The sequence below is a fragment of the Bittarella massiliensis (ex Durand et al. 2017) genome (assembly GCF_009876955.1).
Taxonomy (GTDB): Bacteria; Bacillota; Clostridia; order Oscillospirales; family Ruminococcaceae; genus Bittarella; species Bittarella massiliensis.
This window is the reverse complement of the sequence record NZ_WWVY01000006.1, coordinates 59,756-74,005: the sequence shown is the minus strand read 5'-3', so window position 1 is coordinate 74,005 and position 14,250 is coordinate 59,756. Positions and strand designations below refer to the sequence as shown.

13 protein-coding genes are annotated in these 14,250 nt (G+C 61.6%); 11 read left to right on the top strand and 2 right to left on the bottom strand.

The window, feature by feature from the left end; genetic code table 11:
• Nucleotides 1–287: 287 nt before the first annotated feature.
• From GT748_RS16000 to GT748_RS08255, 11 genes are all read left to right on the top strand, one after another.
• Entirely contained in the window at nucleotides 288–545 is a 258-nt protein-coding gene (locus GT748_RS16000) for a helix-turn-helix domain-containing protein (protein ID WP_021660113.1), read from the top strand.
• Complete coding sequence (locus tag GT748_RS08300; protein WP_044992923.1) at nucleotides 502–732, top strand: DUF6514 family protein; 231 nt, start codon at nucleotides 502–504, stop codon at nucleotides 730–732. Before GT748_RS16000 ends, GT748_RS08300 begins: the two co-directional genes overlap by 44 nt.
• A gap of 161 nt (nucleotides 733–893) precedes the next feature.
• Nucleotides 894–1,826: a LysR family transcriptional regulator gene (locus tag GT748_RS08295; protein WP_044992922.1), complete on the top strand. Its 933-nt coding sequence runs from the start codon at nucleotides 894–896 to the stop codon at nucleotides 1,824–1,826.
• A gap of 232 nt (nucleotides 1,827–2,058) precedes the next feature.
• Nucleotides 2,059–3,249: an iron-containing alcohol dehydrogenase gene (locus GT748_RS08290; protein WP_021660109.1), complete on the top strand. Its 1,191-nt coding sequence runs from the start codon at nucleotides 2,059–2,061 to the stop codon at nucleotides 3,247–3,249.
• A 212-nt stretch (nucleotides 3,250–3,461) separates the two neighbouring features.
• Nucleotides 3,462–4,304, top strand: a complete 843-nt coding sequence (locus tag GT748_RS08285) for a sulfide/dihydroorotate dehydrogenase-like FAD/NAD-binding protein (protein ID WP_021660107.1) — start codon at nucleotides 3,462–3,464, stop codon at nucleotides 4,302–4,304.
• Nucleotides 4,305–4,306: 2 nt separating this feature from the next.
• Complete coding sequence (gene gltA / locus GT748_RS08280; protein ID WP_044992921.1) at nucleotides 4,307–5,701, top strand: NADPH-dependent glutamate synthase; 1,395 nt, start codon at nucleotides 4,307–4,309, stop codon at nucleotides 5,699–5,701.
• A gap of 582 nt (nucleotides 5,702–6,283) precedes the next feature.
• Nucleotides 6,284–8,587: a vitamin B12-dependent ribonucleotide reductase gene (locus GT748_RS08275; protein ID WP_044992920.1), complete on the top strand. Its 2,304-nt coding sequence runs from the start codon at nucleotides 6,284–6,286 to the stop codon at nucleotides 8,585–8,587.
• A gap of 148 nt (nucleotides 8,588–8,735) precedes the next feature.
• Nucleotides 8,736–9,368 (top strand): TetR/AcrR family transcriptional regulator, encoded by a 633-nt coding sequence (locus GT748_RS08270; RefSeq protein WP_021660103.1) that lies wholly within the window; start codon nucleotides 8,736–8,738, stop codon nucleotides 9,366–9,368.
• Nucleotides 9,361–10,764: an MATE family efflux transporter gene (locus GT748_RS08265; protein ID WP_021660102.1), complete on the top strand. Its 1,404-nt coding sequence runs from the start codon at nucleotides 9,361–9,363 to the stop codon at nucleotides 10,762–10,764. Before GT748_RS08270 ends, GT748_RS08265 begins: the two co-directional genes overlap by 8 nt.
• Nucleotides 10,754–11,191: a MarR family winged helix-turn-helix transcriptional regulator gene (locus GT748_RS08260; protein WP_021660101.1), complete on the top strand. Its 438-nt coding sequence runs from the start codon at nucleotides 10,754–10,756 to the stop codon at nucleotides 11,189–11,191. The genes GT748_RS08265 and GT748_RS08260 overlap by 11 nt, the downstream gene beginning before the upstream one ends.
• 658 nt (nucleotides 11,192–11,849) lie before the next feature.
• Entirely contained in the window at nucleotides 11,850–12,200 is a 351-nt protein-coding gene (locus tag GT748_RS08255; protein WP_021660098.1) for a DsrE family protein, read from the top strand.
• An 80-nt stretch (nucleotides 12,201–12,280) separates the two neighbouring features.
• Here GT748_RS08255 and GT748_RS08250 read toward each other — a convergent pair whose 3' ends face one another.
• Together GT748_RS08250 and GT748_RS08245 are read right to left on the bottom strand one after the other, a co-directional pair.
• Nucleotides 12,281–13,225, bottom strand: coding sequence for a nucleoside hydrolase (locus GT748_RS08250; RefSeq protein ID WP_021660097.1), 945 nt, complete (start codon nucleotides 13,223–13,225; stop codon nucleotides 12,281–12,283).
• An 18-nt stretch (nucleotides 13,226–13,243) separates the two neighbouring features.
• Nucleotides 13,244–14,194 carry a nucleoside hydrolase gene (locus GT748_RS08245; protein ID WP_052537671.1) on the bottom strand — a complete coding sequence of 317 codons (951 nt, stop codon included), beginning with the start codon at nucleotides 14,192–14,194 and terminating at the stop codon, nucleotides 13,244–13,246.
• Nucleotides 14,195–14,250: the final 56 nt, after the last annotated feature.

The following is a 14,250-nucleotide window of genomic DNA, read 5'->3' as shown; positions in this document are numbered from 1 at the left end:
TAATATCTCGACATTTTTTGTTCTGTATGTTGAGAATGCGTCTCTTTTTTCCCCCTTATCAAGTACAATAAAAGGGGAGTCTTTGAGTTTTTCAGCCGGGTGTTCTTTTCCATCAAAAGCGCGGCAGAGCTCATTTTGACAGTATTCGATAAAACTTGCTAGACAGATTACACCATTTCTTAAAACGGTCGAAAGGGGAAAAGTGCACTTCCTACAAGGTGAACACATAGTTCGTGGTAAAGGCGGAAAAACAAATATAAACTTCCTTTATAGGGGAGGTCGTCGTTTTGTCTTTGAAATCTGCCTTTTCGACCCAAATCCTGCACGCCCGCAGCGAGCGACGCCTCACCCAGGCGCAGGTCGCAGAGGCCGTTTGCATCTCTGTGCGGTGGTACCAAAAAATTGAAAAGGGGATCGCCCTTCCCAGCTCCGAAATCCTGCTTCGACTGATCCTGTTCTTACAGCTTGATGTCGAGGTGTTCCGGGAGGAGGTGGGTTTGCGTGTTCCAGTACACGGTGGTCAAAGAGACCCTAGAACACTGTGAAATCGGTCCCTACACCGGCTACGGCATCCGGGCGCTAGAGGTCTCTTCCGGCGGGAGTGAGGAGGTGGCCTTTGTCTCGGACGTCTCCTGTGAGCAGGCGTTTGTCGAGCAGTTGGCCGCGCTCTGCACCCGGTTGCAGCTGTATCCCTGTCATCTGTATGACGTCGTGCTCGACGCCATCTCCTGACCGGCCGGTCTCGCCCCTTTCCCTGGCAGGTTCTGCCGGGGGCTTTTTATTTCCCCCCGCGGGGAAAAAATGGGGGAAATATCGGCCTGGGGCGGGCGAAAATCGGGGCGGCTGTGGTATACTGGTAGGGTAAGACGATCTGCCGGAAGGGGGCGATTTGACTGAACCTGCTGCATCTTCGGTACGCGCTCGAGGTGGAGAAGACCGGCTCCATGACCCAGGCGGCCGACAACCTCTACACCACCCAACCCAACCTGAGCAAGGCCGTGAAAAAGCTGGAGGCCGACCTGGGGATGGCCATCTTCAAGCGGACCCCCAAAGGCCTGCTCCCCACCAAGCAGGGGGCCGACTTTTTGGAGCGGGCCCGCTCGATCTTGGAACAGGTGGACCAGTTGGAGGCCCGCTACCGCCGGGGGGAGACCGAGCGCATCTCCTTCAGCGTGGCGGTGCCCCGGGCCAGCTATGTCACCCACGCCTTCACCAAGTTCGTCCACTCCTTGGGGAGCACCGGGGGGATGGAGATCGACTTTAAAGAGACCGGGTCCCTGGACGCCGTCGGCTGTGTGGCGGGGCGGGACTACCGGCTGGGCATCCTGCGCACCTCGCCGCCGCAGGAGCAGTACTTTCTCCGCCTGCTCTACGAGCGGGAATTGCAGCACCACCTCCTCTGGGAGTTTGAACCCCTGCTCCTCCTCTCCCAGGACCACCCGCTGGCCCGGCAGGAGACCATCTACGAGCGGGATCTGGCCTCCTCCATCCTGCTGGAACACGGGGACTTGAGCCACCCCACCGCCGCTCGGTCGGCGGGAAGGGAGGGCGACCCCCTCCCCGCGCGGCGGATCGCCCTCTACGAGCGGGGGAGCCAGTTTGACCTGTTGCAGGCCGTCCCCTCCTCCTACATCTGGGCCTCCCCCGTCCCCCAGGAGGTGCTGACCCGCTGCCGCCTGGTACAGCGGCGCTGCCACCGCAAGAGCGAGCGCTATAAGGACCTGATCATCTACGCCAAGGGCTACCGCTTCAGCGAACTGGACCGGGCCTTTATCGCCAAACTCACCGCCACCATCCGGGAGTTGGGGGAGACCGAATACCACTGAAAAAGAGGGACAGACCCCGTCGCTGTGCGACGGGGTCTTCTCTGCGCTACGGGCCTATGCACCGAAAGGCATATCGCCATGCCACGAATTCATTTCCCATTTGAGAGGCGGAGTGTTAAACTATTAACGAAGCGAGAAAAGGGCGGCCGGGAGCGGGCCATCACCCCTGACCACCCCTCTTCCTTGCTTTTAACCAACCAATTTTATCACCTATTTCAAGGAGGTATTTTTTATGGCACGGTTTACACTGCCCCGGGACCTGTATCACGGAAAGGGCGCTCTGGAAGAGCTGAAAAACCTGAAGGGAAACAAGGCCATCGTCGTGGTCGGCGGCGGCTCCATGAAGCGCTTCGGTTTTCTGGACAGGGTGGTCTCCTACCTGAACGAGGCCGGGATGGAGGTCAAGCTCTTTGAGGGCGTCGAGCCCGACCCCTCAGTGGAGACGGTGATGAAGGGCGCCGCCATGATGCAGGAGTTCGAGCCAGACTGGATCGTCGCCATGGGCGGCGGTTCCCCCATCGACGCCGCCAAGGCCATGTGGGCCTTTTACGAGTACCCCGAGACCACCTTTGAGGACTTGATCACCCCCTTCTCCTTCCCCACCCTGCGGCAGAAAGCGCATTTCTGTGCCATCCCCTCCACCTCCGGCACCGCCACCGAGGTGACCGCCTTCGCCGTTATCACCGACTACCAGAAGGGAATCAAATACCCCCTGGCCGACTTCAACATCACCCCCGACGTGGCCATCGTCGACCCGGATCTGGCCGAGACCATGCCCCAGAAGCTGACCGCCCACACCGGGATGGACGCCATGACCCACGCCATTGAGGCCTACGTCTCCACCCTGCACTGCAACTACACCGATCCCCTGGCCCTGCACGCCATCAAGATGATCCACGAGGATCTGAAAAAGTCCTACGACGGCGACATGGAAGCCCGCGACCGGATGCACGACGCCCAGTGTCTGGCCGGGATGGCCTTCTCCAACGCCCTGCTGGGGATCGTCCACTCCATGGCCCACAAGACCGGCGCGGCGTACAGCGGCGGCCACATCGTCCACGGCTGCGCCAACGCCATGTACCTGCCCAAGGTCATCAAGTACAACGCCAAAAACCCCGAGGCCTGCGCCCGCTACGCCGAGATCGCCCGCTTCATCGGCCTGCAGGGGGAGAGCGACTGCGCCCTAACCGACGCCCTGATCGCCGAGCTGAAGGCCATGAACGCCTCTCTGAACATCCCCACCTGCATCAAGGACTACGAGGGCGGCATCATCGACGAGAAGGAGTTTGGCGACAAGCTGGCCGACGTGGCGGCCCTGGCCATCAGCGACGCCTGCACCGGGTCCAACCCCCGCATCCCCACCCAGGAGGAGATGGAGAAGCTGCTGAAGGCCTGCTACTACGACCTGGAGATCGACTTCTAACAAACTGCACACAGAAGAAGGGCGGCCCCCCGGCGGGGCGCGCGCTGGCGCGAGGGGGACTTGGCAAAAGTCCCCCTCGCCTGCTGCTGCCCCAGAGGGCCGCACCTTGTTTTTTCGCCGATATCGTGTATAGTATTAGAAGTGAGAAGAGCCAACGAATCTGCCGCGCCCGGACAACTGCCGGGGCCTGCGAAAGGAGCAGCGACACACCTATGTACAAAATTGTCAAAAAAGAGGTGCTCAACCCCACCGTCACCCGGATGGAGATCGACGCGCCGCTGGTGGCGAAAAAGGCCCAGCCGGGCCAGTTCATCATCCTGCGGGTGGACGCCGAAGGGGAGCGCATCCCCCTGACGGTCGCCGACTACGACCGCGAAAAGGGGACGGTCACCATCATCTTTCAGATCGTGGGGGCCACCACCGAAAAGCTGAACCACCTGGAAGAGGGCGAGTGCCTGCAGGACTTTGTGGGCCCCCTGGGCACCCCCTCCCACACCGACGGGCTGCACAAGGTCGCCGTCATCGGCGGCGGGGTGGGCTGCGCCATCGCCTACCCAATCGCCAAGAAACTGCACCAGCAGGGGGCAGAAGTCCACTCGGTGGTGGGCTTTCGCAACACCGACCTGGTGATTTTGCAGGAGGAGTTCGAGGCGGTCAGCGACAAGCTGGTCATCATGACCGACGACGGCTCTAGCGGCCGCAAGGGGCTGGTGACCGATGCCCTGAAAGAGCTCATCGAGAGCGGGGAGCAGTATGACGAGGTCATCGCCATCGGCCCCCTGGTGATGATGAAGTTCGTCGCCGCCCTCACCAAGGGCTACGGCATCAAGACGGTGGTGAGCATGAATCCCATCATGATCGACGGCACCGGGATGTGCGGCGGCTGCCGGCTGACGGTGGGCGGCGAGACCAAGTTCGCCTGCGTGGACGGCCCCGACTTTGACGGCCACCTGGTGGACTTTGACGAGGCCATCGAGCGCTCGAGCATGTACCGGGATTTTGAGAAGCAGGCCCGGGAAGAGACCTGCAACCTGTTTGCCAAGGAGGTGCAGTAACCGTGCCCAACATGTCTTTAAAGAAAAATGAAATGCCCTCTCAGGCGCCCGATGTGCGCAACAAAAACTTTTTAGAGGTGGCCCTGGGCTACACCGAGGAGCAGGCCGTGGACGAGGCAAACCGCTGCCTGCACTGCAAAAACGCCCCCTGCGTGGGCGGCTGCCCGGTGGCCATCGACATCCCCGCCTTCATCGACAAGGTGAAGGAGCGGGATTTTGAGGGGGCCTATCAGGTGATTGCCCGGCAGAGCTCCCTCCCCGCCGTCTGCGGCCGGGTCTGCCCCCAGGAGACCCAGTGCGAGGGGAAATGCGTGCGGGGCATCAAGGGGGAGCCGGTGGCCATCGGCCGGTTGGAGCGGTTTGTGGCCGACTGGCACAACAGCCACAGCACCGAGGCGCCCCAGCGCCCCGCCCCCAACGGGCACAAGGTGGCCGTCATCGGCTCGGGCCCCTCGGGCCTGACCTGCGCCGGCGACCTGGTGAAAAAGGGCTATGACGTGACCGTGTTTGAGGCCCTTCACCTGGCCGGCGGGGTGCTGGTCTACGGCATCCCCGAGTTCCGGCTGCCCAAGGCCATCGTGCAAAAGGAGATCGACGGCCTAAAGGCCCTTGGCTGCAAGGTGGAGACCAACATGGTCATCGGCAAGGTGCTCTCCATCGACGAGCTGTTCGAGCAGGGCTTCGAGTCGGTCTTTATCGGCTCGGGCGCGGGGCTGCCCCGGTTCATGCGCATCCCCGGGGAAAACCTGAAGGGGGTCTACTCGGCCAACGAGTTCTTGACCCGGGTCAACCTGATGAAGGCCTACAAAGAGGGGGCCGACACCCCCATCGAGCACGCCAAAAAGGTGGCCGTGGTGGGCGGCGGCAACGTGGCCATGGACGCGGCCCGCTGCGCCAAGCGGCTGGGCGCCGAAGAGGTCTACATCGTCTACCGCCGCTCGGAGGTGGAGCTGCCCGCCCGCCGCGAAGAGGTGGAGCACGCCAAGGAAGAGGGCATCATCTTCAAGCTGCTGTGCAACCCGGTACAGATCCTGCCCGACGAGAACAAGATGGTGGGCGGCATCGAGTGCGTGGAGATGGAGCTGGGCGAGCCCGACGAGTCGGGCCGCCGCCGCCCGGTGGTAAAAGAGGGCTCGGAGTTCGTGCTGGACGTGGACTGCGTGATCATGGCCATCGGCACCTCCCCCAACCCGCTGATCAAGTCCACTACCGCGGGGCTGGAGACCCAGAGGTGGGGCGGCATCATCGCCGACGAGGAGACCGGCCTCACCTCCCGCGAGGGGGTCTACGCCGGGGGCGACGCCGTGACCGGCGCAGCCACCGTCATCCTGGCCATGGGGGCGGGCAAAAAGGCCGCTACCGCCATTGACGAGTACATACAGGGGAAAAACAGCTGAGTTTTCCCGCGAGAAATAGAAGAGGGCGCGCCTTCCCGGGAGAGGGGGGCGCGCCCTCTCCTTTTGCCGCAAAGGGGGAGACAGAGAGGAAGGGAAGGGCGCTTTTGCGGAAAGAGGCTGGGGGGAAGCTGCCGGAGGAGCGCCCCTTTTCCCCCAGCGGCCTCTCCTCCCCCGAGCCATTTACAGGCAAAGTTGGGCAGGCGGTTCAGGGGGGGCCCCACGCCACGCGGGGACGGGTTTGCCGGAACGTCTCCTCGTCACCCCCTTCCATCGCTTCTCTCCACCCCTTCTGCCCCTCCTACGCCCCCTTCGCCGCCGTCGGCCCCGCCCAAACCGGCGCGGCCCTGTCTCTCTTTCCCTTTCTCGTCCGCCCGCAAAACCGGCCAAGAAAATATTGGAAACTCGATATTTTCCCTTCTGCACAAAAGGGGGGAAGAATCTTCTCTATTTTTCGGGCCGCTGGATCGATAACAGATATTGCCCCTATACCCTAGCAGTGATACAATATATGGTGTTATGGCCGACCAGCGGTTTTCTGCGGGGCGGCAAAGCCCCGGATCGAAGAAAGAGGAGAGAAGCGAAATGCCAGTTTCAAAGAATGCAGAGACCGTCCTGGAGCGGCGGTATTTGATACGCGACGAGAGCGGGAAGGTGACCGAGACGGTGGAGGGATTGTTCCACCGGGTGGCCGGTTCCATCGCCGGGGCGGACAAGCCCTATACCGGCGGCGCCTCCACCGAGGCGCTGGAAAAGGAATTCTACGAGGCGATGACCAACCTGGAGTTCCTCCCCAACTCCCCCACCCTGATGAATGCCGGGCGCCCCCTGGGCCAGTTGTCGGCCTGCTTTGTGCTGCCGGTGGCCGACTCGATGGAGGACATCTTTGAGGCGGTGAAACAGGCGGCCCTGATCCACAAATCGGGCGGCGGCACCGGCTTCTCCTTCTCCCGGCTGCGCCCCTGCGGCAGCGCCGTCAAGTCCACCGGCGGGGTGGCCAGCGGCCCCATCAGCTTTATGCGGGTGTTCAACATGGCCACCGAGGCGGTGAAGCAGGGCGGCACCCGGCGGGGGGCCAACATGGGGATCTTGCGGGTGGATCACCCGGACATCCTGGAGTTTATCGACTGCAAGAAAAACAACGCCGACATCACCAACTTCAACATCAGCGTGGGCATCACCGAGGAGTTCATGGCCGCGGTGATCGCCGACGGCGAGTACGACCTGGTCGATCCCTCCACCAAAAAGGTGGTGGGTTCCCTGGGGGCGAAGATGGTCTACGACAAGATCGTGGAGGGCGCCTGGAGAAACGGCGAGCCCGGCATCATCTTCCTGGACCGGCTCAACCGGGACAACGTGGTCCCCGGCCAGGGGCCGATCGAGAGCACCAACCCCTGCGGCGAACAGCCCCTGCTGCCCTACGAGAGCTGCAACCTGGGGTCCATCAACCTGGTGAAGATGCTCAAACAGAGCAAAAACGGCTGCGAGGTGGACTGGGAGAAGCTGGAAAAAACGGTGCGCACCGCCGTCCACTTTTTGGACAACGTCATCGATGTGAACAAGTACCCCCTGGACAAAATCGACGAGACCACCAAGGCCACCCGCAAGATCGGCCTGGGGGTGATGGGATTTGCCGACATGCTGCTGCTGCGGGGCATCTCCTACAACTCGGACGAAGGGGTGGCGGCCGCCCGGGAGATCATGTCCTTCATCAACCGGGTGGGACACGAGGCCAGCGAGGAGCTGGCCCAGCAGCGGGGCGCTTTCCCCCTGTTTGAAGAGAGCATCCTCAAAGACGGGGCGGCCCGCCGCAACAGCACCGTCACCACCATCGCCCCCACCGGCACCCTCTCCATCATCGCCGGGTGCTCTTCGGGGGTGGAGCCGGTCTTCGCCTACGTCTTTATCCGCAACGTGATGGACGGGACCGAGCTCATCGAGGTCAACCCGGTGCTCAAGCAGCTGCTGGAGGAGCGGGGCCTCTACTCCGACGAGCTGATGCGGCGCATCTCCAAAGAGGGGACCATCGCCCACATCGAGGAGATCCCCGAGGACATCCGCCGGGTGTTTGTCTGCGCCCACGACGTGACCCCTGAGTACCACGTAAAGATGCAGGCCGCCTTCCAGGAGTACACCGACAACGCCGTCTCCAAGACGGTCAACTTCGGCCACACCGCCACTTTGGAGGACGTCTCCCAGGTGTACATGCTGGCCTACCGCCTGGGCTGCAAGGGCGTGACCATCTACCGCGACGGCAGCCGGGACAGCCAGGTGCTCAACATCGGCAAGGTCAACGACGGCTCCAAAGAGGAGGAGGTCCCCGCCCTGCCCACCCGCCAAATCGGGCCCCGGCCCCGGCCGGAGGTGGTCAACGGCTTCACCGAGCGGATGAAGATCGGCTGCGGCAACCTCTATATCACCGTCAACTACGACAAAGAGGGGATCGTGGAGGTCTTTACCAACACCGGCAAGGCGGGGGGTTGCCCCAGCCAGTCGGAGGCCACCGCACGCCTCACTTCCATCGCCCTGCGCTCCGGCATCTCGGCGGACGAGATCATCGACCAGCTCAAGGGGATCCGCTGCCCCTCCACCATCCGCCAGCAGGGGATGAGCTGCACCTCCTGCCCGGACGCCATCGCCAAGATCGTCAAGAAGGTGGACGACTTCTTGAAGGGCGGCGGCGCGGAGCAGGGGGCCACCATCCCCAGCTCCACCCGGCACCCGGAAGCCCCCGCCAAGCGCACCGAGACCCCCCACGCCGAAAAGGCCTGGATCGGCTACCACCTGCCCACCCACGCCCTGCGCACCTGCCCCGAGTGCGGCAGTGCCCTGGAGCACGAGGGCGGCTGCGTGACCTGCCGCAACTGCGGTTTCTCCAAGTGCGGTTGATCGGAAAAAAATAGGATTTGTCCCCAAGGGACGGCGGCTGCAACTTCTCCAGCCGCCGTCCTTTTTTTGTAAAACAAAATATTGACCAGTTGGTCTGTTTGTGCTAAGATAAAAACAAACCAACTGGTCTATTTTTTTGGAGGTGCCTATGAAACGGGAAGAGAAGAACCTCATCAGCCGGCAAAAAATCATGGACAGCGCCCGGCGGGAGTTCGCGGAGAAGGGGTACGGGCTCAGTTCCACCAACGCCATCTGTGCGGCGGGGGAGATTTCCAAGGGCATTTTATACCACTATTTTCAGGACAAAGACGCCCTTTACCTGGCCTGCGTACAGGCGTGTTTCGACGGGCTGACCGCCTTTTTGCAAGGCCGCTACCAGCCCTCGACGGGGGACATCCCCCAGCAGCTCAACCGGTATTTCTCCGCCCGGCTGACCTATTTTGAAGAACATCCAGAACAGCAAAGGATCTTTTGCGAGGCGGTGATCGCCCCGCCGGAGCACCTGCGCCCAGCCATCGAGGAGGCCCGGTCGGATTTTGACCGCTTCAACATCGAGATTTTGGACGCCCTCCTCTCCCAGGTCACCCTGCGGGGAGAGGTGAGCCGGTCCGAGGTGATCGAGACGTTCCGCCTCTACCAGGACTTCATCAACGCCCGCTTTCAGATGTCTGGGGGACCGGACTTTGACCTGCAGGCCAGGGAGCAGTTCTGTCAGAGGGCCGTCTTGACCCTTTTGTACGGCGTAATCGAGCCAGGTGAGGAGGAAAACACCCATGCGTGAGACAAATCCATCCGTTCTGGGGGAGATGGCCCCCTCAAAGGCCATTGTCAAATTGGCCGTCCCCGCCACCCTGGCCCTGTTGGCCAAGGCCGTCTACAACATTGTGGACACCGCCTACATCGGCATGCTCCACTCCGACCTCGCCCTGGCGGCGGTGGGGGTCACCCTGCCCCTGCTGCTGATCATGGTGTCGGTGGAAAACATTTTTGCCGCCGGCGCCGCGGTCTTGGTCGGCCGGCAACTGGGGGCCAAAGACAGCCGGGGGGCCAACGTCACCGCGACCACGGTGGTGGGGCTGTCCCTGGGGATCGGCGCCCTTCTCTGTCTCGGCGGCCTCCTCTTTATGGAGCCGCTGCTGCGCTCCTTCGGCGCCTCTGCCGCGGTGATGCCGCAGGCCAAGGAGTACGCCTTTTGGATGTTTATCGCCGCCCTCTTCAACCTTCCCGCCCAGAGCATGAACTGTGTGGCGCGGGCGGAGTCATCGGTCAAGATCTCCTCCATCGCCGTCATCGTCGGTGCGGCCCTCAACGTCGTTCTCGACCCCATCTTTATGTTTGATTGGGGGCTGGGGCTGGGGGTCGGTGGGGCCTCCCTGGCCACCACCGTCTCGCAGTTCGTCACCTTTGCCATTCTGGGCTGGTTCTTTGCCAGCGGTCGCTCTGCCGTCAAAATCAAGCCCGCGTTTTTCCACCCCTCTTGGAACCTCCTCAAGACGGTGACCCTCATCGGGGTGCCCTCGGCGGTCATTCAACTCTGTCTGGCCCTGGCCACCTCCCTCACCAACATCGCCGCCAAGTCGCTGCCCGACGCAGACCTGATCATCGCTGCCTACGGGGTGGTGCAGCGGCTGGTGCTGATCGGCTGCTATGTGATCATGGGCTTTATGCAGGGGTATCAACCGGTGGCCTCCTACGCCTTTGGCGCCAGGGACGAGGACCGGTTTCACACCTCGGTGCGCTTTGCCCTGCGCTCCTCGCTCCTGCTGACCCTGCTCGTCGAAGTGGTCTTCATCCTTCTGGCGCGGCCGCTGATTTCCCTCTTCAACGGCAACGCCGCCGTCATCCACTACGGGGCCAACCTGCTGATTTCACAGGTGGCGCTCTACCCTGCCTTCGGCCTGTGCTACATGATGACGATCACCTACCAGACCATCGGCGCCGCCCGGTACGGCCTCTTTCTCTCCCTCATCCGCCAGGGGCTGTTCTACCTGCCCTTTATCCTGCTGTTGCCCCAAGTCCTAGGGGTGGTGGGCATCTACCTGTCCCAGCCCGCGGCCGACCTGCTGACCATCGCCGTCTGCCTGTTTTCCATCCGCCCCCTGCGAAAAACCGCCAGCCGCCGGATGGCCGCCGCCCAGACCGCCGTGCAGGGGGAGGGGGAGCGCCGTGGCGTTTGACTACCTCTCCTTTCGGCAGACCCTCTGCCGCCACTACCGGCAGCACTTTGCCGCCCTGCGGGAAGAGACAGGGCTCTCGCAGTCGGAAATCGAACTGCTCCTCTTCCTCGCCGCGGAGCCGGTGGCGGACACCGCGTCGGCCTTTTCCGGCGCCCGGCAGATGGCAAAGTCCCGCGTCTCCGCCGTGGTGGACTCTCTGGAGGGGCGCGGCTACCTGCAGCGGGTGCGGGACCCGCAGAACCGCCGCCTCGTCCACCTCTGCCTCACCCCGCAGGGCAGGGCGCTGGCCTCCCCCCTGGGCGACTGTAAGACCGCCTTCTGGCGCTCTGCGCTGACGGGCATCTCTGCAGAAGAGCGGCGGGAACTGTACGCCATCCTGCAAAAAATTCAGAAAAATGCGGAGAGGGATCCTTTGCCGCCGCAATGAGGGACCCGCCCCGCAACATCAAGCCACCAGAAAACGGGCCGTATCCACCGGCCTGAAAAGGGTGTCATACAGACTTCCCCCTCAAAGGGCATCGACGGTTTGCGGCCGCACCACACACACTGCCACCGGTGAACCGACGATTTGGGAGGCCATTTCGCATCCCCTATACCCAAAAACCGCCTTTCTTTTGCGCCCTCAAGCCATCTCTTTTAGGGGACCATGCCAAGGCGATTTGTCCCCTTCTGACAAAACGGAGGATTTTGGATATCAAATCTATCAAAAAAAGCCGTCTTCCGGTTGGAAGGCGGCTTTTTTGGCGAAGGCCGGGCGATTTTTTCAGATAATTGGACAAAGAATGCCAGGTTTTCAACCTTTTCCACATAGCTGCTGTGGATTTCTTTTTTATCTCCCCCATCTCGGCCTCTCTTTTTTCGACTCACTGCGCTGTCAAAACGCTTTTTTATGGGCTTTTTCGCCTTTTTCTCTCTTTCCCCAAACACCCAACAGGGCAGTTTTCAACATCTGTGGAAAACCCTGTTGAAAAGCAAGACAGCAAAAATAGTGTTTGTATATTGTTCACCATTAAGCTCAAATATAGACATATTGTTCATATATCTTAAAGATAGAAGCCATCCACCGATTGGGTCAGGAGGAAAGTATGCGCACGATTTTTCATGTGAGCGACTCGTCCAAGTGGGAACTGGCGATCAAAAACGCCATTCACATGCTCAACTACGGGAGGGACACCAAGACCGACATCGTCATTGAATTCATGGTCAACGGGCCGGCGGTCAACCCGCTGAACCTGCACGACGAGACAGGGGAACCGGTGCGGGCCGCCCTGCAGGACCTGGTGAAGCGAGGAGTCAATGTGGCGGTCAGCCAAAACACCCTCAATCACCTGGGGCTGGGGGTCAAGGACATCCCCTCCTATGCGGTGGTGGTGCTGGCGACCGCTCTGGAGCTGACCCGCAGACAGGGCGAGGGGTACGCCTACATTCGCCCCTAGTGTATAAAAAGCAGCAGAGAGCCGCCGGGCTTCCGTCCGGCGGCTCTCTTTTTTCTTTTTAAAGGCAGCAATCGCCCCGCCTAGTCGTAGGACTTGCAGGCCTTGATGAGCATCTCGACAAAGGCGTCGCGGTCGGTAGAGACACACCAGTAGTTTTTCTTGCTGGGCTCCTTGTAGATCCGCATGTCCACATAGGTAAAGCCGTAGGTGTGTTCGCCCTCGTACTCGACGGTGATGTCCCGGTGCTCCACCTGGAACATCTCGGGGGCGATGGTGTAGGCCACCGGGCAGGCGTCGTGGATGGGGCAGGCCTTCATGCCGTTTTTCTCCTGGCAGCGGTAGAAGAAGGTCAACAGCTCAGAGACTACCTTCCCCACCTTGCCGCCCTCGGCGGCAAAGCGCTCAAACTCGGCCGGGGTGACGCAGGTCTGGTAGGTCATGTCCAGGCCGAACATGGTCACCGGCACGTCCAAATCAAAGACGTAGTGGGCGCTCTCGGCGTCCTGCCAGATGTTGAACTCGGCCCCCTTGCAGGGGTAGTCCTTAAAGTCGACGGCGCGGTTGGCCCCGCCCATGACGTTGATGGCGGCCACCTTTTCCACCAGTTCGGGGTGGCAGTAGAAGAGGGTGGCGATGTTGGTCAGGGGGCCGACGGCGAGGATGGTGACCTTCTCGCTGCTCTCGCGCAGGATGTCGGCGTAAAAATCGACGAAGTTTTTGTCCAGCACCTGGGTGGTGGGGGCGGGGAGAGAGGGGCCGTCGAGCCCCGACTCGCCGTGCACCTGGGGCACCGGCACATGGGCCTTGCGCATGGGCTTGGCGCTGCCGGCGACCACCGGCACGTCGGTGCGGCCCATCAGCTCAACGGCCTTGAGGGCGTTGACGGTGACCTTCTCCAGCGTCTGGTTGCCGGCGACGGTGACAATGCCCTTGACGTCCAGCTTGTCGCTGGCCAGGGCCAGGGCCAGGGCGATAAAGTCGTCGTGGCCCGGATCGCAATCAATGATGACAGGAATCTTGCTCATGTTCGTTTTCCCTCCCGTTTATTTGTAGAATTTGACCATGTCCACACACAGCTGCATGTACTTCTCCATATCCACGTCCTGGATGTCGTTGCAGTTGTGGGGGGCCTCTTCGCTGATGACGTAGTTGGGCAGGGTGGCGCCATAGCCGCCCATCTTGCTCTGGCACTCCATGTCGATGTGGCAGGGCTTGTAGGTGACCATGTCGGGGTCGATGAGCATCAGGAAGGGGATGGCGTCGTGGATGATGCTGGAGAGTTTGCCGTTGCGGTCGGGCTTGACGTCCTTATAGCCCTCCACCAGCCCGGCGAGCACGTCGCTGACCCGGCTCTCCATCTGGGAGAGCTCGGCCAGAAAGTCCAGGGGCAGGCCGGTTTTGAGAGTGACGTTGAGGCCGGCCATGTTCACCAGCAGGCCGGATTTAAAGACGATGTCGGCGGCGTGCACGTCCACCAGGATGTTGAACTCGGCGGTGGGGTTGGCGTTGCCGGTGGTGGTGGACCCACCCATGATGTAAAAGCCTTTGATCATCTTGGGCAGCTCGGGGTATTTGAGAAGGGCGATGGCGATGTTGGTCAGGGGGCCGGTGGCGACGATGACCAGTTCGCCCCCGCACTCGACTGCCTTTTCATAGATAAAGTCCCAGGCGGGCTTGGGGTAGACGGGGTTTTTGGCCGGGGGCAGGGTGACCGGGCCCAGGCCGTTGACGCCGTGGGTGCCGGAGGCGGGGCGGTAGATGTCGTAGGAGAGGAGGGGCTTCTCGGCCCCGTAGGCCACCGGGCAGTTGATGCCCAGGTATTCGGACAGATCGCGGGCGTTGCGCCGGGTGTGTTTGGCCTCGACGTTGCCGGCCACCGGGGTGATGCCCAGGATGTCGAATTTCTGGGTGGAGTGGGCCAGCATGATGGCAATGGCGTCGTCAATGCCGGGGTCACAGTCGATGATAATGGGGATTTTCTTGGTGTTTTCCATGACTTCGGATACCTCCATCTTCTATTTTGATACGGCGTTTTGCACATAAATCCGCA